The sequence below is a fragment of the Neisseria sp. HMSC068C12 genome (assembly GCF_001814095.1).
Lineage (GTDB): Bacteria > Pseudomonadota > Gammaproteobacteria > Burkholderiales > Neisseriaceae > Neisseria > Neisseria perflava.
In genome coordinates this window covers 89,839-112,280 of the sequence record NZ_KV814823.1, presented here as the reverse complement: position 1 = coordinate 112,280, position 22,442 = coordinate 89,839, and the positions used below count along the sequence as shown (strand labels likewise).

The 22,442-nt window shown below is 46.2% G+C and carries 21 protein-coding genes, 1 tRNA gene and 1 riboswitch; of the genes, 12 read left to right on the top strand and 10 right to left on the bottom strand.

Features of this window, described 5'->3' with window-relative positions; translation table 11 throughout:
- Window positions 1-6: 6 nt before the first annotated feature.
- The 7 genes from HMPREF2952_RS07150 to HMPREF2952_RS07120 all read right to left on the bottom strand — a co-directional run bounded on the left by HMPREF2952_RS07150 (window position 7) and on the right by HMPREF2952_RS07120 (window position 7,307).
- Window positions 7-1,014: a ubiquinone anaerobic biosynthesis protein UbiU gene (locus HMPREF2952_RS07150; RefSeq protein WP_004519592.1), complete on the bottom strand. Its 1,008-nt coding sequence runs from the start codon at window positions 1,012-1,014 to the stop codon at window positions 7-9.
- Between the two features lie 334 nt (window positions 1,015-1,348).
- Window positions 1,349-1,969, bottom strand: coding sequence for a DUF2238 domain-containing protein (locus HMPREF2952_RS07145; protein ID WP_004519593.1), 621 nt, complete (start codon window positions 1,967-1,969; stop codon window positions 1,349-1,351).
- 109 nt (window positions 1,970-2,078) lie between these two features.
- A complete protein-coding gene (locus HMPREF2952_RS07140) occupies window positions 2,079-3,068 on the bottom strand; it encodes a phosphatidate cytidylyltransferase (RefSeq protein WP_004519594.1) in 990 nt (329 codons plus the stop codon).
- Complete coding sequence (locus tag HMPREF2952_RS07135; protein ID WP_039862078.1) at window positions 3,065-3,772, bottom strand: lysophospholipid acyltransferase family protein; 708 nt, start codon at window positions 3,770-3,772, stop codon at window positions 3,065-3,067. Before HMPREF2952_RS07135 ends, HMPREF2952_RS07140 begins: the two co-directional genes overlap by 4 nt.
- A gap of 63 nt (window positions 3,773-3,835) precedes the next feature.
- On the bottom strand, window positions 3,836-4,210 hold the full coding sequence (locus HMPREF2952_RS07130) for a hypothetical protein (RefSeq protein WP_070695435.1): 375 nt from the start codon (window positions 4,208-4,210) through the stop codon (window positions 3,836-3,838).
- A gap of 2 nt (window positions 4,211-4,212) precedes the next feature.
- Window positions 4,213-5,499, bottom strand: coding sequence for a dual specificity protein phosphatase family protein (locus HMPREF2952_RS07125; protein ID WP_224783390.1), 1,287 nt, complete (start codon window positions 5,497-5,499; stop codon window positions 4,213-4,215).
- Between the two features lie 65 nt (window positions 5,500-5,564).
- Window positions 5,565-7,307, bottom strand: coding sequence for a bifunctional alpha/beta hydrolase/class I SAM-dependent methyltransferase (locus HMPREF2952_RS07120; protein ID WP_039862081.1), 1,743 nt, complete (start codon window positions 7,305-7,307; stop codon window positions 5,565-5,567).
- Between the two features lie 438 nt (window positions 7,308-7,745).
- On the opposite strand from HMPREF2952_RS07120, the gene HMPREF2952_RS07115 reads away from it, so the two are divergent.
- Window positions 7,746-8,030: a PepSY domain-containing protein gene (locus tag HMPREF2952_RS07115; RefSeq protein WP_004519602.1), complete on the top strand. Its 285-nt coding sequence runs from the start codon at window positions 7,746-7,748 to the stop codon at window positions 8,028-8,030.
- 382 nt (window positions 8,031-8,412) lie between these two features.
- Entirely contained in the window at window positions 8,413-10,059 is a 1,647-nt protein-coding gene (locus HMPREF2952_RS07110; RefSeq protein ID WP_224783392.1) for a Pycsar system effector family protein, read from the top strand.
- A gap of 51 nt (window positions 10,060-10,110) precedes the next feature.
- Here the strand turns inward: HMPREF2952_RS07110 and HMPREF2952_RS07105 are convergent, their stop codons facing one another.
- Window positions 10,111-10,710: a CDP-alcohol phosphatidyltransferase family protein gene (locus HMPREF2952_RS07105; protein WP_039862085.1), complete on the bottom strand. Its 600-nt coding sequence runs from the start codon at window positions 10,708-10,710 to the stop codon at window positions 10,111-10,113.
- 71 nt (window positions 10,711-10,781) lie between these two features.
- Window positions 10,782-10,827, top strand: a riboswitch (PreQ1 riboswitch).
- A 3-nt stretch (window positions 10,828-10,830) separates the two neighbouring features.
- Between HMPREF2952_RS07105 and queC the strand changes: the two genes are divergently transcribed.
- The gene (queC, locus tag HMPREF2952_RS07100; protein WP_004519606.1) at window positions 10,831-11,490 is read left to right on the top strand and encodes a 7-cyano-7-deazaguanine synthase QueC; all 660 of its coding nucleotides are present in this window, start codon (window positions 10,831-10,833) and stop codon (window positions 11,488-11,490) included.
- A gap of 95 nt (window positions 11,491-11,585) precedes the next feature.
- On the opposite strand, the gene HMPREF2952_RS07095 is transcribed toward queC, so the two are convergent.
- Window positions 11,586-12,647, bottom strand: coding sequence for a L,D-transpeptidase (locus HMPREF2952_RS07095; RefSeq protein WP_039862112.1), 1,062 nt, complete (start codon window positions 12,645-12,647; stop codon window positions 11,586-11,588).
- Window positions 12,648-12,786: 139 nt separating this feature from the next.
- Between HMPREF2952_RS07095 and rlmD the strand changes: the two genes are divergently transcribed.
- The 9 genes from rlmD to HMPREF2952_RS07050 all read left to right on the top strand — a co-directional run bounded on the left by rlmD (window position 12,787) and on the right by HMPREF2952_RS07050 (window position 21,253).
- Window positions 12,787-14,112 carry a 23S rRNA (uracil(1939)-C(5))-methyltransferase RlmD gene (gene rlmD, locus HMPREF2952_RS07090; protein WP_039862086.1) on the top strand — a complete coding sequence of 442 codons (1,326 nt, stop codon included), beginning with the start codon at window positions 12,787-12,789 and terminating at the stop codon, window positions 14,110-14,112.
- Between the two features lie 124 nt (window positions 14,113-14,236).
- A complete protein-coding gene (locus HMPREF2952_RS07085; RefSeq protein ID WP_049336025.1) occupies window positions 14,237-15,712 on the top strand; it encodes a hypothetical protein in 1,476 nt (491 codons plus the stop codon).
- Window positions 15,713-15,735: 23 nt separating this feature from the next.
- Window positions 15,736-16,839, top strand: coding sequence for a response regulator (locus HMPREF2952_RS07080; RefSeq protein WP_004519610.1), 1,104 nt, complete (start codon window positions 15,736-15,738; stop codon window positions 16,837-16,839).
- Between the two features lie 10 nt (window positions 16,840-16,849).
- The gene (locus HMPREF2952_RS07075; RefSeq protein ID WP_003748733.1) at window positions 16,850-17,386 is read left to right on the top strand and encodes a GTP-binding protein; all 537 of its coding nucleotides are present in this window, start codon (window positions 16,850-16,852) and stop codon (window positions 17,384-17,386) included.
- Window position 17,387: 1 nt separating this feature from the next.
- Entirely contained in the window at window positions 17,388-18,029 is a 642-nt protein-coding gene (locus tag HMPREF2952_RS07070; RefSeq protein WP_003679679.1) for a hypothetical protein, read from the top strand.
- A gap of 39 nt (window positions 18,030-18,068) precedes the next feature.
- Window positions 18,069-18,428 (top strand): roadblock/LC7 domain-containing protein, encoded by a 360-nt coding sequence (locus HMPREF2952_RS07065; protein WP_070695433.1) that lies wholly within the window; start codon window positions 18,069-18,071, stop codon window positions 18,426-18,428.
- A gap of 98 nt (window positions 18,429-18,526) precedes the next feature.
- Window positions 18,527-18,602, top strand: a tRNA-Asn gene (locus tag HMPREF2952_RS07060).
- Window positions 18,603-18,873: 271 nt separating this feature from the next.
- A complete protein-coding gene (locus HMPREF2952_RS07055; RefSeq protein ID WP_004519611.1) occupies window positions 18,874-19,242 on the top strand; it encodes a hypothetical protein in 369 nt (122 codons plus the stop codon).
- A gap of 451 nt (window positions 19,243-19,693) precedes the next feature.
- Window positions 19,694-21,253, top strand: a complete 1,560-nt coding sequence (locus HMPREF2952_RS07050) for a TerC family protein (RefSeq protein WP_004519613.1) — start codon at window positions 19,694-19,696, stop codon at window positions 21,251-21,253.
- A gap of 63 nt (window positions 21,254-21,316) precedes the next feature.
- Here the strand turns inward: HMPREF2952_RS07050 and HMPREF2952_RS07045 are convergent, their stop codons facing one another.
- Entirely contained in the window at window positions 21,317-22,420 is a 1,104-nt protein-coding gene (locus tag HMPREF2952_RS07045) for an anhydro-N-acetylmuramic acid kinase (protein WP_004519614.1), read from the bottom strand.
- Between the last annotated feature and the right edge of the window lie 22 nt (window positions 22,421-22,442).

Sequence of the window (22,442 nt, the reverse complement as noted above, 5' to 3'; positions counted from 1 at the left end):
TTCCCCTTATTTCCATGGGCGGTTGTATGCGCCCAAAGTTGTCTGATGACCTTCCGAAACTTTGCTCAAGGCATTGTTCCAGGACGGATTGACTTTGAAACGCGATGGATCGGCTGCAGCTGCATCCAGTGCTTGGCGCAGGGATTTGGTTACTTGCGCCGTATACATCGGACTGCGTTGGCGTCCCTCGATTTTGATGGCGGACACACCGATTTTGATGAGTTCGGGCAACATTTCCAAAACATTCAGGCTGGTCGGTTCTTCCAAAGCATAGTAAGTTTCATCATTGACTTCAAAGCGGCCTTTGCACAAGGTTGGATAACCTGCCGGTTCATTGGGTTTGTATTGGTCTATCAATACCTGGTTTAGACGTACGTTCATGCGGTCGGGCAGTTGTTCCCAGCGGACGGATTTTGCCGGAGAGCAGACACCTTGCATATTGGGCGATTCGCCTGTTGCATAGCTCGACAAGATGCAACGGCCTTCCACCATCACACACAAACTGCCGAAACCAAAGACTTCAATTTCCACATCAGTATTGTCAATCACATGTTTGACCTGATCGATGGTCAGCACGCGCGGCAAAACGGCACGACGGATGCCGAACAGCTCTTTCATCATATTGATGGCTTCGTAATTGGTGGCCGAACCTTGTACCGACATATGCAGGCGTAAATTCGGATGTTTGTCTGCCGCATACGCCATGATGGCGGGGTCGGCAACAATAATCGCATCGGCACCCAAATCCGCCGCCGTATCCACAGCGGCGTGCCAACGCTCCACTTGGCCAGCTTGTGCGAATGTATTGATAGCCATCAGTACATTGCGCCCGCGCGCATGGGCGTAAGCAACGCCTTCCCGTGCCGATTTCATATCGAAATTCAGTCCCGGAAAGTTTCGTGCATTGGTCGCATCTTTCAAACCCATGTAAACCGTGTCCGCACCGTTGTCCACAGCGGTTTTCAGTGCAGGCAGGTTGCCGGCGGGGCAGACCAATTCTGGAATTTTCTGCATTTTGTGTTCCTCGTCTTGATGATAACCTCTATCGGGTTAATCAATATTTTGTAGAATTCTGAATATTTTATGGATTAATGACACAAGATATGCTGACTTAAATCAAATCGAAAAATTCAGGTTGACGTAGGCATGTTGTTTACAAAATCTTAACAGACGTTGTTTTTTATATATTTCATGTGCTTAAAAATTTTGATGACGGATTTTGTTTCAAAATTGGCTTATGTTTTTAACTATCGTATTTATTAATTTTTACAATAATGTCGATAGAAAAATGAAAAAAGGCCGTCTGAAAATCTGGTTTCAGACGGCCTTCTGCTTTAAAGGGATATATTTAAGAGAAACCCAAGCGTTTATCGGGTCGGGTAAATACAAAAATAAACAGGGAAGTTAACGCGCCCAAAGTATCGGCAAGCATGTCTTTTTGCGCGTCCCAAATATCGCCTTGAGAACCTAAGAATTCCAGTCCGGCCTCTCCGCCGTCGATGACGGCATATTGCCATTCAATGATTTCATAGGCGGCAGCAATGCTCATAATGAAGAACAGGGAGAAAAATAAGGCCAACGGCAGGTTGCACAGCTTGCGGCGCAGCAGCCATTCAGCCATTGGATAGGCGTAGAAGCCGATGATGTAATGGGCAATACGGTCGTAATGATTGCGGTTTTCGCCCAAAATCGGTTCGACAAAGCGGTTGATGGATTCAAATGGCACATCGGCAAAAGTGTAGTATGCACCGATGGAATGCATAATCAGCCAAAAACTCATGAATAAGTAGGCCAGGTTGCTGAAGCGGAAAATGCGGTAGGTGGCAACCAGAAGGAAGAATACGGATGCTACGGGGATAATTTCGGCGTACCAGACTGCGCGGTCATGAGGATTAATGCCTGACCAAACAATAAGGGCGAAGATAATTGCAGCAAGAAAAATAGGAAAGATTGGAGAGGGTTTATCCATGTTGTGTGTATGTAATAACAATGGTTACGTATTGTATAACGAATTGGTAGGACTGGAAGTTTCGATCATTAAAGGCCGTCTGAAAAACAGCTTTCAGACGGCCTGAAGTTTAGCCGTTCCAGAAATAACGGGTGATGTGGAAAAACACGGGTGCGGCAAAACAGATCGAATCCACACGGTCAAGCATACCGCCGTGGCCGCGTATCATATTGCCCCAGTCTTTGACACCGTAATCGCGTTTGATGGCAGACATAACCAGGCCGCCAAAGAAGCCCATCAGGCAGACGATAAAGCCGATAATGGCTGCTTGGCCGTGAGAGAACGGCGTAATCGGCGCCATCAGCGCGGCAATGGCAGTGGCCGATAAAATACCGCCGACAGTGCCGGAAATAGTTTTTGACGGAGAAAGCGAAGGCATGATTTTTGCACCGCCAATCAGTTTGCCCCAAACGTATTGCAACACATCCGATACTTGCACCACGCCAATCAGGAAGATCAGCAACAGGATATTGTTGCCGTTATCGAAGCCATCCAAGTCCAGAAACATCAGCGCCGGAACATGAGACAGACAGAAGATGCAAATCATCGCCATCCATTGTGTTTTGGCGGCGCGTTCCAAAAAGTGTGCCGTTTGGCCGCTGAGGCTGGCAATAATCGGCAGTATCAAAAAGCCGTAAACCGGAATAAAAATGCTGAACATGCCGTACCAGCCGTCATAGACGAAATAGTATTGCACCGGCAGAAGCAGGTAAAAGCAGACCACCATGCTGTAATAGTCGCTGCGGCGTCGATAGACGAGGGTCATAAATTCGCGCAGTGCGGCAAATGAAATCAGGAAAAACAGTACAACCGTCCCGATTTTGCCGAACCAAAATGCACCCAGCAACACCAACGTCATCAGCCACCATGCGTAAATACGGGCGTTGAGGTTGGCAATGGTGGCATTATCTGCGCCGTTTTTGCGCTTGAGCCATTGTCCGATGATGCTGGCAAAACACAATACGGCAAATACGCCGACAAAAATATAGCTGGCTTGCGGAGTCAGATGAGCGGCGGCTTGTTCGACAATGATTTGTTGGGAAGTCGTAGAAAGGCTCATGCTTGTTCTCCTTTGTTTTGCTGAACTTCAGATTCATTTTGGCAAAGCTCGCTGCGGTCGTTTTCAGACGGCCTGAGTGCCAGTAGCGCCTCACGGCTGCGTGTCAAAAAGCTGTCTTTGTCTTCGTTTTCCTGCAAAGTAAGCGGCTGTCCGATATGGACTTCACACAAAAGCGGGATAGGCAGGATTTTGCCTTTGGGCAGTACGCGGCTGATGTTGTCTATCCAAATCGGCACAAATTCGGTATTGGGTTTACTTTTCGCCAGATGATAAATGCCGGACTTGAACGGCAGCAGGATGGTGTTGTCGTCAGTATTACGCGTGCCTTCAGGGAAAATAATCAAAGAGTCGCCTGCGTTCAGCGCGTCTTTCATCTGTTCGGTAATTGCTTGCGGATTATCACTATGGCGCGGAATCAGCAAGGCATTGAAAACGTTTTGAATGATGAAGCGTTTGAGTTTGCTTGTCAGCCAGTAATCCGAACCGGCGACTGGGCGCGTGGACAAGCGCCAGCGGCGGGGCAGGGAAATCCACACCAATACAAAATCGCCATGGCTGCCGTGATTGGCGTAATAGACTTTTTGGTGCTGATTGAATGTCAGCTCGCGCGGACTTTTGGGGCGTACGCCCGTAAGAAAAGAGACCGACAGACATAAGGCTTGGTCAGTTAGCCAGGCAAGTTGTTTTTTGAGGAAGTTTTTCATTGTTTCTGCCTTTGGGAGTGAGATACCGCTCTAGATCTGGTTTGGGTAAATTAGCCAAAATAATCAAATGCTTTGGATAAGCAAAATTAAAAATTGTGCGGCGGTCAGGTATAAGCTTTTGCGCCATAAGGAAAGTGCGCCGTTTATCCGTTGGGTCAACGTACGGCTGCCTGAAATTTGGCGTAAACCGTTTTGCTGTAAGGTGTGGTCGAAGTCTTCAGGAGAGTAGCGGTTGTCGGCAAAGTCTTGGAACACGCGACGGTCGAAGTGAATGCGGATATGGCAGTACAGCAAAACTGCTGCCAAGACAAGTTGCACCGCAAACCATGCGCCGCCATATTTTGCCGACAAGTCGAGCAGCAAGGCATTGCAGGCGGCAACATAATGTGCGGTAGAGAGCAGGTGGGCAGTAATACGGCTGTCGGTTGCGTTGTCCATCATTATCCTTGTTTTAAACGGTTGGCCGCAGCTTCAACTGCTTGGGCGGTGGCCGGCGATAATACCATTTGCGGCCGAGCCTGTTTGAGTTCGGCCTTCGCTTGCGCCAAGTTTTTGCAGCCACCATAGACCAGCAGCCACGTCAGCACCACTGCGGCACTTCTTCCATAACCCAAAGCGCAACATACCAGCGCTTTGCCGTGTTTTTGGCGCAAGGTTTCCAATATCAAGGCCGTCTGAACCAAATCGTTTTCAGACGGCGTTACCATATCCAGTAAAGGCAGAGCGCGATATGCTCCCTGATAGCTACGGCAGGGATATTCGGCGCATACATCCAATACGACAGGCAAATGGTTTGAAATCCCTAAAACGCTGCCAATTAATACATCATTGCGGACTGGTGCCGTTTTCGCTTTACCGCGTAACCAATACGCCATGTTTAGCCGTACGCTCACCAGATAAGGCAATAGTAAAACCGTCGCTGCCACCGATAATTTACCGTTAGCCTGTTTTTGGAATATGTTTGCATTTCCAGTCAAATAGGCAAAGGATACCATCAGTAAAGACACGCTAATCCATATCAACCACAGCCACACACCACCCAGCAGCGCAGGCAAAGCCGTCAAACACGCGCCAAGTAAATACAGCAACGCAATCCTTCTTGAGCGTACATCACTCAAGCCCAGTCTTAACGGCGAAGTCATCTGACGCGGGAAAGCCCACAACACCAGCCAGCCAAGCAATGCTCCTGTCGGCACGTCAATAAAATGATGTTGATAAGTTGTCAGTACCGACAGGGCAATCAGGCTTTGCCATAAGAAAAGAGGCAGGCGGATTTTGGGAAAGCGCGTCCAATAAAATGCACCCACGATAATTGCCAACGCAATATGCAAAGATGGCGCTTGGTTGTACGGCAAATCAAATGCAGCCAATGAATCAAACAGCCAGCCTGACAGTCCATCGGCAGGCGGTTTAGGCCACCCGAAACGCAGCGGAAACAGCACAAAGCAAGCAGTCGCAATCAGTTGGGCGGCTACAAGGTGCGCTACATATCGGTTTTGTTCATGTGTATCACGGCAAAGAAAAAATGCCGCGGCATACATCAGGTTCAGCGACCAATAAGGCACAATCGTCCATGCCCAAAACGGAATATTGCTCTCCCATGCAAAAGCGATTTCAGGTACATAGTCCAGCGATGCCGCGTAATGGTTGGAGAGGCCGTAGCTGGTGTAGAACAGGATACCGACTGAAATCAGCTTGAGTAGGGAGGTTTTGAGGGTAGGTTTCATGGATAGGTACATGGTTTAAATAAGGCCGTCTGAAAGTTAAAAAATTGTTCAGACGGCCTTTATTTTTATTTCTTCACTGCCAAGCTCACGGTGAAAATACCGTCTTCGTCTATCCATTGATGGATTTTTTCAAAACCGGCTTTTTCAACCAACTGATCCATTTCCTGCTGACTGCGGCGGCGCATTACCCAGTTTGGGCTGCCTGCTTTGTGGCTGGTCAGGGCGCGGGCAATCATTTCCAGTTGCGGATGCCACGGCTGGCCGGTGTAAATCAGGTAGCCGCCGGTTTCAATGGCTTCTCCAAAGCCGTAGAGCGAGTTTAAAATCAAATCGTTGTCGGCAAACAATTCGTGCAAGCCGGAGACGATGCCTAGGGTAGGGCGCGGCTGTAAATCATGATAATTGGCGCGGTCGTAAGCATTGACTTCATTGAAGGTTACCGTGTTTTGCAAGCCGCGTTCTGCAATCAGTTTGCGGCCGGCTTCGACATTAATCGGGCTGTAATCGCGCAAGCGTACGGAATCAGGCAATGTGTCGGCAGTCAGGGCATCCAATACATAGCGGCCATGACCGGACGCGATATCCAAAACGTGTACAGGTTTGCCTGCTTCACGCAATTTAGCTGAGGCCGTCTGAATGGCTTTGCCGATATTGACTTTGCGTTGGCGAATGCCGCGCCAGCCGATGGCGTTGAGATAGTATTTGTCCACCCATACACCGAAAGCGTTGCTGCCTTGCGGTTGATTGCGGTAGACATAATCCAGCGTGCTACCCGAATCAAAACCTGTTTCTTGACCGATTCTCAAGCCTTCACTCCAGCGTGAACCCAGTTTGAGCGAGGCGCGATATGTTGCCCAAAATGCGCCGCGAGGCGTACAAACAGGCAAAGGCGTAGCCAGTTCGTCGGCTTCGCGACGGCTGTCTCCAAACAAGTGCGCTTGAGTCAGATCGACTTGTTGCAAAGGCTGATTGAAACGCTCGCGGATAAAACGGCGCATTTCGACAAATGCGATTTCACGGTCTTGCTCGCCTAACGTATCGTGGTAGAAACCGGGCAGGATATGGCGCTCTTTAATATGGCTGCCTAAGCGGTTGTAGAAATCGTGTTGCGGTTTGTGATGAACAACCCAATCGCTGCCTGAAATCAACAGTTGTATAGGCGTAGTAATCGCTTGTGCATCGGCAACGACGCGCTCGGCCGCCTCATATAAACCCAGCAGGATGCGCACAGAAATAGCGCGGGCAATCAGCGGATCATTGTCGTAGCTTTTTTGACGTTCGACATTGTGGGTCAGATAGTGGGCTTTGACGTAGCTGTTGACAAAGAAATTGCCACGCCATTTTTGCATAATTTTCAAACCGGTACGGGCAAACGGAACATAGAGTTTGACTTTGAACGCAGGCGAAGCCAATACGGCGCAACGGATTTTCGGCGCGTAATCGTGCAACCAAGTAGAAACCAATACCGCACCAACACTTTGTGCAATCACGCAGATGTTTTCAGGTTTGATGCCGTATTCGCTTTGAATGTGTCGGATAAAATCATCTACATCAGCAACCGAAGTACCGATACTCGGACTATCGCCGCGTTCACCAGGGCTGTAACCATGACCGCGCGCGTCCCAAGCAAAATAGGCAAAATCATCAAAACCTAGCTCATCTGCCACAAACATCATCCGGCCGGAGTGCTCATGCCCGCGATGGAACAGCACAATGGCTTTGTCGGAAGAACCATCAGCAGCAGGGCGATAGCGGTAGAAAAGCGAAGTACCGTCTTGGGTAGAAAAGAATTTTTGCTGTTCGGACATGAGAAACTCCTAATAGTCATATTTTTTGAACAGTATCATGACATATCGAATAAATGCAATGACTATCCGATAGACGGACGAATGCAATGATGGAGAGAAATGGTAAAAGATGGTTTCAAATTTCACTTAAAACTGATGACAGTGATTGTGAAAAGGGTTAGATAGGGGGTGGATAACCTTACAAACTACTACCGACATATCATCATAAACTCTTTGTTTTGCAATTAATTTACGAAACACAGTCAGACGGGACTTATCGTTATCATATTGTTGCCAAATTTTTTCTCTTATTTCTTCTGAAGGGGAATCGCTTAGGCCGTCTGAATAGTTTTCAGACGGCCTTTACTGCGTTTAACCAAGCACTAATTAACTGCTAATTTTGTCATGTTTTAATACATCCATCGAAACCCGAATACACATTTAAAAAGGAAATCAAACATGAAAAAATTTTTATTGACCGCCATCGTTGCTTTGTCTGCCGCTACTGCCGGTGCCAGTGATTATATCGAACACAAAATCTACAGCGACAAAAACTTCGAGCAAAATCGTGCTAAAGCCGTAAAAATTTTGGAACAACGCGGCTATCAAGTTCACGATGTTGAAGCCGATAGCCGTCGAGGTCAGCCTGTGTTGGATATCGAGGCTTTTAAAGATGGTCGTGAGTACGACATTGTTTTGTCTTATCCTGATTTGAAAATTATTAAAGAACGCATCGACTATTAATATTTTGATGCAAAGCGGGTTGTCGCAGGACTTTGGGGTTCTGCGGCAGTTTGCTATTTAGGTATTTAAAGAATGTAAGCTACATGTAAATTACCTAAAATAAATGAACTAAATATGCTTTTTATTTTCCATTTAATTCAAAGTGTTTGATGTTGGGAGTCATGATATGGATTTGAATGATTGGAAGGAAAATGGTCGGCCGAAGCAGATGGGCGACCAAGACAAATCTTTAAACGACGGCGTATCTGCCGATTCCCAACAGGACGTTGATTTTTGGGATCGCAATCGAAACAATACTGTTGAAAACGAAGTTGAGGTTGCGGCTGAAACGGTAGAAGTTCAGGAGGAGGTAGAAGGTCAGGAAGCAGTTGAACATCCTGAGATGCCGTCTGAAAAAAGTGAAAAGAAAGCCAAACGCAAAAAAGACAAGGCAAAAAAGAAAAAAAATAAAGCCGAAGATTTGAATGCGCCTGATTTGTTGGGTACGAATAAGGGCGTGGAAACCATGTTCCGCAACGCCGTACGCTCGGAGATGGAATTGTTGGCGCTGGCGGCAACCAAAGCGAATATTATGATTTCGCTGAATGGTTTTATCGTGTCTGCTCTGATGATTTCGGGCGCGTTTATTTTTTCATCGTCGCCCGAATTTTTGATTCCGGCCAGTACGTTTATGATTACTGCCGCCGCATCTATCGTGTTTGCGTTGCTTTCTGCTTCGCCGGAACGTATCGGCAAAATGCAGGCGGCGCGGACATGGTTTAAGGATTTTATCCGCGGCCGTTCTAAGCTGCGGGACTTGAAAACCCGCCTCAGTAGTACCGAAACGCGCTTTTTTGGCGGCAGCCAACCTAATATTTTGATTTATGAAGACCGTGTGAAACTGCAAAAAGATCAATATTGGGAAATGATGCAGGAGATTATGGGCGACCGTAAACAAATCTATGAAAAGATGAGCGACCATCTTTATTGGCTTGGTTTGTTGGCGGACAAACAGTTCAAATACATCAATTTGTCTTACGCGGTATTCCGCTGGGGCTTGCTGGCTTCACTGGTGGCGTTTATCGGCGTGAAAACATTGCCGTCATTGCTGATACCGCCGGCCAACAATGCGGCAGAGCTGCGTTCGCTGGGAATCAATATGTTTAACGGTGTGTACGAGCCTTCCGCCGTACAACAGCTTCCGGACGGTAATTTGCTGATTGCGGAAGACGAACCCAACCATGCATTCAGTATCATCAGCATTGATAAAACGGGCAGGTTTGTGGAAGACGAGGCATTGGATACGCGCGTGATTACCGGTTTCAAACGCCGTCTCAGCGACTTGGAGGCTTTGGCGCGCGATGATGAAGGCTTTATCTACGCGCTGACTTCACATTCGCGCACCCGTAAAGGCAACCGCTCACCCGACCGCGAACATCTGATGCGCTTTAAAATCCAAGACGGCAATGTGTTGGGGCTGACCAGTTACGACAATTTGACGCAGGTTTTGGAAACCGATCACAAGCTGCATGATTTGATTCGTGAGCGAACCAAGGCAGAAGTTTCTTTTGAAGAAATCAATATTGAGGGCATGGCGTTTGATCCGGTGAAAAAACGTCTTGTTTTGGGCTTCCGTGATCCTGAGTTCAACAATATGGCTTTGGTCGCATTTATCAGCAATCCGAAAGATGTGTTTGAGCGCAATGCCAAACCTGAATTTGATGAAGTGGCGGTGATTGATATTGATGGCGGCGGTATCCGTTCCCTCAACTATGATCCTGTGTTGAAAACCTACGTGATTGCCAATGAAGTGAAGGATGAGAATGGACAGAAATTTTCACAACTGTGGACTTGGAGCGGTAACCCGACCGATGAACAGCAAAAAATCTCTCTGCCTAATCTGCAACACATCACCAACGTTGAAGCTGTTGATTCGATTACCGTTAACGGCAAGCCTCAAATGATTCTAATGGGTGACGAAGGTAATGCTTCGCAGAAAATTACTGCCAAGTATATGTTGGTAGATTACAGTCAACTGGGTAAACAGTAAGTGATCTTCGCTGACGGATAAAAGGCCGTCTGAAACCGATAGTTTATGGTTTCAGACGGCCTTCAAGCCATTGATGACACGTTTGTAGCAGGTATAAACCAATGCCGCGCAGGCCAGCCACATAAGGATATAGAAAGTCGGATGGAAGCTGCCGGCGATTGCATACCATACTGCCAATGCACCGATAAAGAATGCACGGTCGCTTTTGCCGAATGGCCCGTCATAACGCCGGCTGTTGCCATGAACTTGTCCCAAAACGCCGCAAAACTCAGTCATTGCCGCCAGCCAAATAAACAGGGCAATTTGTACGCCGCCGAAGGGCGCGATGAAGGCAAAAGGCAGATACAAAGCAGCATCGGCGACAATATCGGTGATTTCATTCAAATAGCCACCCAATGCCGATTGTTGACCGAACTCCCGTGCCAGCATACCGTCCATCGCATTCAGTGCCATGCGGACAAACAACCAGATCGGCAAAAGCCAGAATAATGTGGATACACCTGCAAACAATGCTAAAAGCAAACCGAGCAAAATGGAAACGGCGCAGGCAAACAGGGTTACCTGATTGGCAGTAATGCCTTTTTGATACAGTCTCTTAACGATGGGGCGCAACAGGTTTTGGAATTTTGGTTTCAGGGCGTAGATACTCATCATTATGCAGAATAAAAGAAAACGAAGTGCCGTGATTATAGACGAAATCCGTTATAATCCGTCAATCTTCGAATCACGCGGTTCGCAAACCTCCCGCGTTAACAAAACTAGGAATTTACAATGGAAAAACAGCAAGCCCTCGTTATTTTTTCGGGCGGGCAGGATTCAACGACCTGCCTGATTCAGGCAATTCAAACCTATGGCCGTGAAAATGTGCAGGCCATCACTTTTCAATATGGGCAACGCCACGCCATCGAATTGGAGCGCGCGCGTTGGATTGCCCAAGATTTGGGCGTGAAGCAGACGGTACTCGATTTGAGCCTGATGCAACAGATTACGCATAACGCCTTGATGGATGATACGGTATCTATTGAAACAGCTTCAGACGGCCTGCCCAATACATTTGTAGATGGACGCAATGCTTTGTTTTTGCTGTATGCCGCCATTTACGCCAAAGGGCAGGGAATACGCCATATCATTGCCGGCGTGTGCGAAACCGATTTTTCAGGTTATCCCGACTGTCGCGATGTGTTCGTCAAGTCGATGAATGTCACATTGAATCTGGCCATGGATTACGCTTTTCAAATCCACACGCCCTTGATGTATTTAACCAAAGCGCAAACTTGGGCATTGGCGGATGAAATGGGTGTGTTGGATTATATTCGCGAGCATACGCATACCTGTTATAACGGCGTGGTCGGTGGTTGTCATGAATGTCCGAGCTGTATTTTGCGCGAGCGTGGTTTGTCGGAGTATTTGAAAAGTAAAAAGGCCGTCTGAATCAAGAGGGGCATATATTTCCAATAGCCAGTTGTACGAAAAGGCCGTCTGAAAAATTCATTTCAGACGGCCTTTGGCTATGTATTTTGTTCTGCTTAGAACAGCAAATCTGCCGGCTCGCTGCTTGCCGGAGCATCTTTCACAGGAGCAGAGGCTGGGGCAGTAGCCGGTTCGGAAGCGGCTTTAGTTGCAGAAGCAGGAGCGTCGGCCGGAGTGGTTGCCGGTTTGGCAGCAGGTTTTGCCGGTTTCACCGGAGTCGGACGAACGCTTTGTTTCGGTTCGGATGCTGCCTTGTTTGCATCGTCGGTAGCATCGACTTCGATTTCAGTACCTTGAGGCAATACCACATCTTTAGCAGGAGCCTGTTTCGGCATGACTTTAGGTTTGCTGTAAGCATCCGTGCCGCTGGTCCATGCCAAAGATTTCAAAGGCGATTTGAGTTTCACGCCTTTGGCGCAGGTCAGACAGTTTGCCGCTCCGGTGCGTCCTTTCAGGATTGCATCCACACGCGCGGCTGGAATGGTTTTACCGTGCGCTTTTGCCCAAGCGGCAATGCTTTTTTTCAGGGCAGCCGTATCAAGGTTTTTCTTGTCGTATGGGTCACGATAGGCAGCCAGCCACAAGTTTTGGTTGGCATCTTCGTTCAGGCTCGCCATTTGGTAGATAACGGAGGCAGGAGAACCTGTTGCGATGGTTTTGGCGAATTCTAATGCATCAGGCGATTTCATGCGCACGCAACCATGGCTGCGGACGCCGGGTACGCTGGCAGGGGCATTGGTGCCGTGAATGCCAAGGCTTAATTTAGGGTCGCCAAGGCGGACAAATACCGGGCCCAGCGGGTTATTTGGGCCGGCCGGTACGCTTTTAACGCCGTCATTGCGTTCTTTTTGGATAGATTTAGGGATGTGCCAAACCGGGTTGTAGGCTTTTGCACCGATTTTATGTTCGCCCAGATTGGTTTGGGTCATGGCTTTGCCGACGGCAACAGGATAAATTTTGCTCAGTTTACCGTTGTCGTAGAGGAACAAACGCTGTTGCGTAATATTGATAACGACGTGTTGTCCGGAAGAGGCGGGGGAGACGTCTGGAATAAGTGTGTTTGCAGCAGCGGCCGAGGTCAGAAGGGCGGCTGTCAGGCCAAGGAATAATTTTTTCATGTCGTCTTTTTTTGTAGGGATTGAAATGAAAGTTTTTGGCGCATGATACCTGAAACTCTGTGTTTTTGTGAGAAAATATGCGCTTTCGGTATTGGAAGACAGTCAGACGGCCGGTAAGCGGCTGTCTGACGGAAACGGTATGAGTGTGAAAGAACGGTATCAAGAGGCGGAAGTTTTTTCTTTGGATTATGAGGGCAGGGGTGTTGCCAGAGTCGATGGAAAGACTGTATTCATCGGCGGTGCGCTGCCCGGAGAGCGTGTAACGTTTGCCATTCATAAAGAAAAAAAGCAGTTTGCAGAAGCTCAGGTCGAAACGGTTTTAAAACCTTCTTCCGAACGCATTGAGCCAGCTTGTTGCTATTTTGATACATGTGGCGGCTGTTCGCTTCAACATGTTTCTTTCGGAGCGCAAGTTGCGTTAAAGCAACGGATTTTGGAAGAGCAGTTGGAACGGATAGGTAAGGTCAAGCCGGAAATAATTTTACCTCCTTTATATGGTTACTCCTGGTATTATCGCGATAGAGCGCGTTTAAGTGTTTCGGTGGATAAACAAGGCCGTCTGAACCTCGGTTTTCAGGCCAAAAAAAGCCATGATGTCGTCAATATCCGCCATTGCCATATTTTGCCTAAGCATGTGTCCGATAGATTGCCTGATGTCCGCAATTTGCTGCAAAAGCTGCATGATGACGGTGTAAAAGTGAAATTTGTTGAGTTTTATTGCGGGAAAAATGTGACAGCGCTCAACATTCGTTTCATAAATCAACCGTTTGGACAAATATTAAGCGAATTGCGTAATTGGTTTGATAATATATTGTCGGGTGCTGAAAAGGCATGGCAAATATGGTTGCAGGATCATGCCGAGTCCTTGCCGTTTTATCCCGAGAATGCTCCTGCTCTGAACTATAATTTTGCTCAATTTGATGTAGAAATGCCTTACAAACCCGGTGATTTTACGCAGATTAATGCGCAGCTGAACGAAGTGATGGTGGCAAGGGCGGTCAGACTTTTAAACCCTCAAAAAGGGGAGCGGATTGCCGATCTGTTTTGCGGTTTGGGCAATTTTAGTTTGCCGCTGGCGAAAAGTGGCGCATCGGTTGTCGGTATTGAAGGCGCTTATTATTTGGTAGATAGGGCAAGGGAAAATGCCCGCCTGAATCGTTGTGCCGAGAATATGACGTTTTCTGTTGCCGACTTGTTCGATACCGATGAAAAAACTGTTGAGTCATGGGGAAAATTTGACAAGATGCTACTGGATCCGCCGAGAAGTGGGGCTTATGCTGTTGTCAAATCGCTACATAAGCCATTTTTACCTCAGAAGATAGTGTATGTTTCGTGTAATCCATCAACATTTGCACGAGATGCCGGTGTCTTGGTTGATAAGGGTTATAAGTTTAAGGCAGCGGGAATCATGAATATGTTTGCACAAACCTCGCATGTTGAATCCATTGGTGTGTTTGAGTTGTAAATTGGTATCAAGTCCTTTATGTGAGTAGGGTTTTTAATGTAAAAATGAGTGCATTCATGTTATCATCATTCGTTTGGGGAATTAATAACGTTGAAGTTGCGTGTAAAGCAACAGATGTTAATAAATGCAGCTTGCAGCACAAGACCGGGAGGTGTTCTTGAACTATCAACTTTTAACTATTTTTTTGCTGGTGCTTTTTTTGCTGGTGTTGTTTTTTGTTCGTCATAAACAAAGTAACAATTCAGACAAACAAAGCGCACATGCATCAAAAAGCGGCCGTACATCTGCTGCTCATACAGCCTCCTCTGAGGATGGAAACGACTGGATTGAGAAAGTCAACCAGACAGTTTCCAATGCGGATAATCAAGACTGGGAATGGGGCGGAAGCGGCTCAAACGATGCAACGGCTTCTGTTTCCGCACAAGAAGTCGATCCGCTGACCGAATATCAGGTTTATAAACAGTTCGGCTATGAAAGTAAAGCAGCGGAGTCTTTGGCCGGTTATCTCAATACCTTGGAAGACGGCGCTCCAGAAAAACTGGTTCATGAATTGATTGGTTTGAATCTGCGAGTTGGCAATATCGACATGCTGGCGGATACGCTTGAGCGTCATAGTACTTCCCTTTCTGAAGACAGCGTAGCCGAATACCTGAAAGCCGGTCTGGCTTTGGATTCTACTAACCTGCGCCTGCGTGTTTTCGCCGAGCATCATCTTGGTTGGAATATGCAGGAAGTGGACCGTCAAATTGGCGAACAAAGCGGTTTGGAAGTTGCTTCCGACGAGCATATTGCCTTTGAGAACGACTCGATTGAACGCATTGTCGTTCCAGGTATGGGTAAACGTGCGCCTATCGTATTAGGCAAGAAAGATTTTGGTGAAATTAGCCCTGAAGAGATGGGTGCGGTTATTGGTTTTGCCAAACCGGAACGTAGTGCAAAAATCCTGAAAGATAAGATCAGCTACGAGACTGCTTTGCATCAATACAATAAAGCAATCCAAACTTCTGCGAAGCCTGCTGGTCTCATTATCGATGCCTTGCGTCTGGATTATCAGAATGAAGAAGTAGGGCAGTTTGCCAAGCATCTGTGGAAGCTTTACCACTCTTTGGGTCAATATGGCCGTCAAGTAAAAGAACGTATGCTTGGCTGGGGTTATAGCCTTGGTTATCACGAAATTTTTGATGATTTGGAAAAAGGGCCGTCTGAACAGCAAATTAAAGAGATTGGCTTAAAGCGCGGTTATATTCAGCCAAGTTCTTTGCAGATGAAAGCCAAATATCGTGAGTTGGTTCAAAAAGACTCTTCAGTTATCAGTGCCAGCTCTTCACCTGCTGATGAAGCTCTGAAAGAAGTGGAATCTTTGTTGGCCTACGGTCAGTTGGATTTGGCCATCGGTACTTTGGAACAGGCTGTTTTGCAGTATCCTCAAGAATCGCAGTTGTACATTATCTTGTTTGATTTGTACGAACGCGTTGAAGATTGGGGACGTTTGGAACAATTTCTGCGCTTGTTGCGTGAACGTGTTGTCAGCCTGCCTGAAGAGGTTGTCTTGGCAATGAGCCGTCTCTTGCAACGAATGAACCAATATTCAAAAAAATAAGATAATCGTAGAAAGTACGAGTGATGAATAATCATTTACCAAAAATTAAAACCATACGGGTTATGTTACAGGAGATGGGTGAGCAACAGCAGGCGGTATTCCGTATGGCATTTAAAATGCACAATACGACGAATTACGTCATCGTTTCCCCTGATTCTGATGAAAAACCGGATTTGGTATTGGTTGATACCGATACTCCGGCAGGTGTAGAAGCTTGGAAAGAGTCGAAGAAAACTTATCCGGAAGTGCCTGTGGCGATGTTTTCTTCCGAGTTGCCGACAGTAACGACTCCTTATTTGGCTAAGCCGGTCAAATTTGATACCTTGTTTCCTGTTTTGCGCAGCCTGGCTCAAGGCGGCAATGTTTTTGAGCCGTCTGAGCAACAAGCGGCCGAAGAGAATAAAAGACAATCAAATTCCGATGGCACAAGAAAAGCAACCATTCGCCGATTTAATCCAAATAAAGGCTTGTTGGGTGCGCTGAAATTTGCCAGTCAAGGACACCAAGATCTTGCCGTCCTGCATGAAGGTAAGCCGATATTAATCGTGTTTCCTAGTATCCAGCGAGTACTGTTGACAGTTAGTGCCAATGAGTTGGAGAAATTGTGTAAGAACGATAACTTGGCTGTCGTGTGTAAGGCTGTTCCTGATAATCCTCAATGGAAAGAAAAAGCCAAAGTCACCATTATGTCATGCTTGTGGCAAATGGCTATTTGGACTGCATCAGGCCGTCTGATTTATCCGATGACGCCGCAAACTGTCTTTACACTCAAGCGTTGGCCAAATTTAACCCGTTTGGCACATGTTCCGGAATCTATGCGTCTGTCGGCATTTCTGACGAAAACATCTGTTAATCTGAATGTTCTCTATAAAGTCATGCCTTTGGAGATGCCTGATATTTTGAATTATTTATCGGCAACATATATGACAGGCTTTTTGGCGACAGATACAGAGTTTGCAACTGATGCGCACAATGCGCCTTCGTTGAACGAACAGATTGATGTGAATAGCAAAGACGTACCTGAAACAGCAATGAGCAAAGAGGCTCAAAAAATTGCCGGTCCGTCTAAAGAACAACCTCGTGGCCTGTTGCAACGCCTGATGCGTAAGTTGCTGGGCAAATCGTAAAGGACACGTCATGAAAGAAAATAAAATTATCTTTACCGGTCCTGTCGGCGTAGGTAAAACCACTGCAATTTCAGCTTTATCTGATGAACCACCGGTTCAAACCGATGCATCTGCATCTGATATGACACTTGTCCGCAAGGGGTACACAACTGTAGCAATGGACTACGGTGTCATTCATTTGGATGAGGAAACTAAGGTTCACCTTTATGGTACGCCTGGTCAGGAGCGTTTTAATTTCATGTGGGAAATTCTGAGCCAAGGCAGTATGGGCTTAGTGCTTCTTTTGGATAATACAAGAAGCAATCCATTGAAAGACTTGCAATTCTTCTTGGATGCATTCCGGGAGTTGCTGAAAAAAGCACCTCTGGTTGTAGGGGTAACGAAGATGGATATCCGATCTTTACCAAGCGTGGATGTTTATCAAAAATATTTAGCACAGAATAATTTTAATGTACCGGTTTTTGAGATTGATGCGCGTCGAGAAGACGATGTAAAACAATTGGTTACTGCCATGTTGTTCTCAATTGACCCCGGATTAGAGGTATAAGATGGAAGCGACACTCTCTTTACAAGCAAATTTATATCCTAAGATTACACCGGCGGGTGCGTATTATGCTGTTTCAAGTGATACGCCCAGTGCCAGCAGAACTTTATTGTATGGTCTGTTGCGTGCAGAGCCGTCTGAAACCATCAGCAGCGAAAAAATCTTGGCGTGGGCGGATACCAGCGACATCAATACCGCTTTGAACCTGCTATACCGCCTCCAACGCTTAGAATTTTTGTATGGTGATGAAGAAATCAGCACAGACGATATCCATTTGACTGACGAGCAATTGCCTACATTATTGGAACAGTTGTCCAATTCTGGCAAAGCTTTATTGGCTGATGAAAACGGTTTGTATTTTGCCAATGCCAATTTCCATCACGAGGCTGCGGAAGAGTTGGGTCTTTTGGCGAGCGAAGTGGCCAAAATGGAAGACAATCACCGTCTTTTGATTCGCAATAACCTGCATATCAATAATAGCGCATGGGGTATTTGTGATCCTTCAGGCCAAAGTGAATTGACCTTTTTCCCGCTGTATATTGGCATGACCAAGCTGATTTTGGTAATTGGCGGAATGCCTGACTTAAATAAAGAGGCTTTTGTTACTTTGGTTAAAGTGCTGTACCACCGATACGGCAGCCGTTGATTTTTGCCTGACCGATATTTATTTTAGAATGGAGCGACTATGCAACAACTATTAATCTCTGTATTAAGCGATTTGAACAATACCTCTGCTGATATCACTGCTGCTGCAGTTATTTCTACGGACGGCCTGCCGATCGCAACCATGCTGCCTTCCCACTTGAATGCAGATCGTGTAGGTGCGATGTCGGCAACGCTTCTGGCATTGGGCAATCGTTCCGTACATGAGTTGGCTTGCGGTGAGTTGGATCAGGTAATGGTTAAAGGTAAAAATGGCTATATTCTGTTGAGTCAAGCAGGTGAAAATGCAGTGTTGGCATTGATGGCAAAAGAAAGCGGTAAATTGGGCTTGATTTTGTTGGATGCGAAACGTGCGGCCAAACAAATTGCTGAAATCTTATAAAAGTTTTATAAATTAAAAAGATATAAAAATATTTTTGTTTTTATATAGATTGTTGCTTGACAGGTTTCTGATATTTTCTATATAATTTCATCTTTAATTCCCCGATAGCTCAGTCGGTAGAGCGACGGACTGTTAATCCGCAGGTCCCTGGTTCGAGCCCAGGTCGGGGAGCCAGATTTGAAAACCACCATCTTGTATGGTGGTTTTTATTTTATCTATTGGTTAATATTTTAAGATATTTTGATGATAATTGATTAAATGATTACACTTAATTCATCAGCCTTTATAGGAACAAATTATTAAAGTGCCATCACAACCATCCATGTGAAAAGTGGAAAAGAGTTTTGGAAAGCTATAAATCGTAGCAATCCAAAAGATAAAACAATTTATGAAGTAAAATAATTTATGAAAGGTTAAAAATGATTTACTCAGCAAAGCTAAAAAAATGGATGAAACAATTGAGGAATTTGCATATTTTTCTATAGAAAATAACGATCTATATTGTTTCCTTAATTGTTGTCCAATGGCTATTGAAGTGAATAAAGTTTACAATGTGGAACTTGACTATTTCATTATTGATGAGTTTATATTGGAAGAGGTTAATACAGATGAATCTGTTATTATTCCTTTTGAAAGAATAGGTGATAGTACACAATATAAGATAACAGGTAGGCTAGATGGCAATACATTTACAGCTGGAAATATTTGCTTTGAAGATGATGCTCTTCAATTAGAATATTCTTATTTAGATGGCAGATTAATTACTTTAACTGTATGGAGATTAAGTATATCCGTAATTTCTGAAAGAATATAATCGTTATATTTTCTAAGAAAATTATTGTCTATATAAACCGTGCCGTCTGAAAAAATCCCAATTTTCAGACGGCTTGAGACCTTAGTAAAAAAACTAAGTTTTTACCCAGGCATTTAGGGAATTCCTTATAAGAATCTTCTTTCAGCAAACCGAACAAACTATGATCAACAAATACATCGACCGATTCCTTTTGTTAAAGCTGGAGAAAGTGATTGATTGGCAGCGGTAGGCTGTTTTTAAAAGAAAATATGCTGTCAGACTTTGCCTTTCTTTCGCCAAACTGATAAACTGTTTGCCATTATTTTTGGCCGGGGCATAAATTTTTCATGAAAGACGCAGAGCAGAGTAGTTGTTATACCGCTTCTTCCCTTTATCTATGCCCGAAATTTGGCAGTCTGTCCGTTTTAAGCGGAACGGCTGCCTTTTTGTATTTTAAAGGAACGCAATCATTATGGATTTCAGTTGGTTGGCCGAGCCGCATACTTGGATAGGCTTTGCCACGCTTCTGGTTTTGGAAGTTGTTTTAGGTATTGATAACCTTGTTTTCGTAGCAATTTTGGCAAACAAGGTCAAACCGTTGCAACGGGATAGGGCGCGGATAACGGGCTTGGGTTTGGCTGTCGTTATTCGGATTTTTATGCTGGGCTTCATGGCACACATCATGACACTGACACGCCCTTTGTTTGAGCTGGGTGGTCTGGAGATTTCCGGCAAAGACATGATTATGTTTGCCGGTGGTATTTTCCTGCTTTATAAAGCGACTACCGAGCTGCACGAACGCCTTGAAGGCCACAATCAATTTGCGGTTGCTGAAGGACAGAAGAAGCATTCTTCTTTTTGGGGTGTTGTGGCGCAAATTTTGATTTTGGATGCGGTTTTCTCTATCGATTCTGTTATTACAGCAGTGGCGATGGTGGATCATATTGTGGTGGCAATGGGTGCGGTTGTTGTGGCGATGACGGTGATGATTTCCGCCAGTAAACTGTTGACTGCCTTTGTGGACAAGCATCCGACCGTTGTGATGTTGTGTTTGGGTTTCTTGTTGATGATTGGTTTCAGCCTGATTGCGGAAGCCTTCCATTTCCATATTCCGAAAGGCTATTTGTATGCGGCGATCGGCTTCTCGATTTTGATCGAACTGTTTAATCAGGTTTCGCAAAAGAATGCCCGCAAAAATGACTACATCAGCACTTCTTGGCGTAAGCGCACCGCTGAAAATGTGTTGGGTATGATGGGTATCCGCGAAAGCATTTTGGCAAAAGCAGGCGATAATGGCGGCGATGACGAGCATTTTGAAGAAAACGAAAAATCCATGATTCGCAGCGTGCTGACTTTGGCGGAGCGTCCGATTATGGGCGTGATGATTCCGCGTCGGGAAATCGAGAAATTGGATATTTCCCAAAGTCGGGAAGAACAAAATGCGCAATTGAAAAATACACCGTATAGCCGTTTGTTGGTTGTCGGTAAAGCAGGTGTAGATGAGCCTTTGGGCTATATCAGTAAAAAAGATTTGCTGAACCAGCTGCTTGAATCCGGAGAAATCAATATTCAGACGGCCTTGCGCCAGCCATTAATTTTGCCGGACAGTACGACGGCGTTGAATGCGATTGAATTGTTCCGTCAAAGCAGCGCGGATTATGCGTTGGTGGTGGACGAGTTTGGCGCGGTGCTGGGTATGGTGACCATGAAAGATTTGTTGGAAACCATTGCCGGTGAATTCCCCGAAGAGTTTGAGCGTGAGGAAGAAGAAGCTGCTCCGGCCAGTCAGGATGAAACGCTGTCTGTGGATGGTGCATTGGAGTATGTGGAATTGGCTTCTCAGTTAAATCTGCCTGCTCAAGAGGAAGACGCCGATTTTCATACCGTTGCCGGCTTGATTATGGAAGAATTGCAAAGTATTCCTGATGTGGGCGACTTCATCGATTACCATGGCTGGCGTTTTGAAGTGGTTGAGAAGGACGGACAACGGATTGCCCGTGTAAAAATCAATCGTTTGCCGGAAGAAGAATAAGTAAAAGCTAATATAGTAAAGGCCGTCTGAAAATGTCCAGACGGCCTTTTTATTTATCCGACTTTAGTTACCGTAATGTCCCGAGCCTAAAATTCGGTGTGAATGTGCGCCGGTTGCATGGTAGGGATTGCTCGGAACTTGATTGCACCAACAGGCTGCAAGCCAGGCAAAAGCGGCAGCTTCGACCCATTGCGGGTCAAGATGGAGCTTGGCTGTGCTGTGCAATTTGGTGTCGGGAGAAAACAGGGTTTCCAAGTCTTGCATCAAAACCGGATTGCGGATGCCGCCGCCGCAGATGTAAAGATTATGAATCGCCGGAGCAGCTTGTTTGGTCGCGTCAAAAATGGTTTGTGCGGTATAAAAGACCAATGTGCGTATCACATCTTCCGGCTTTTCATTACCTTTCAGACGGCCTTGAAGCCAGCTTAGGGAAAACAACTCTCGGCCTGTACTTTTGGGATAAGGGCGGCTGAAATAAGGATGGTCGAGCAGGGAAGCGAGCAGGTCGGGGAGGATTTTGCCTTGTGCGGCTTTTTCCCCGTTTTTGTCGTAAGGCTGCTGCCAGATATGTTGCATCCATGCATCCATCAGCATATTGCCGGGGCCGGTATCGAAGCCGAAAGAAGGGCTGTCGGGCGGGAGGATGCTGATATTGGAAATGCCTCCAATGTTGAGTACGGCTCGGGTTTCATTCGCATCTCGAAACAGCGCTTCGTGAAAGGCTGGGACGAGGGGTGCACCTTGACCGTTGCAGGCAAGGTCGCGGCTGCGAAAGTCGCCGACAGTGAAAATGCCGGTCAGTTCAGCTAACAGGGAGAGGTTAACCAGTTGAATGCTGTAACCGTATTCAGGCGCATGGCGGATGGTTTGTCCGTGGCAGCCGATTGCGGCAATGTCTTTGGCCGACAGGTTTTGTTCTGCCAATAGTTGTTGGACGGTTTGGGTGTATAGGCGGCTGAGTGTTTGCGCCAGGATATTGCTTCTGTGCAATTCATTTTCGCCTATGTCTTGTAGTGCCAACAATTCTTGGCGCAGGCCGTCTGAATAGGGTAGAAAGCTGTGGGCAACGGCTCGTTGCCATTGCTTGCCCTGCATTTGAATCAGTACGGCATCGGCACCGTCCATGCTGGTTCCGGACATGATGCCGATATAGTATTGGGGTTGCATTTCGGTTACAGAAAGAGAAGGT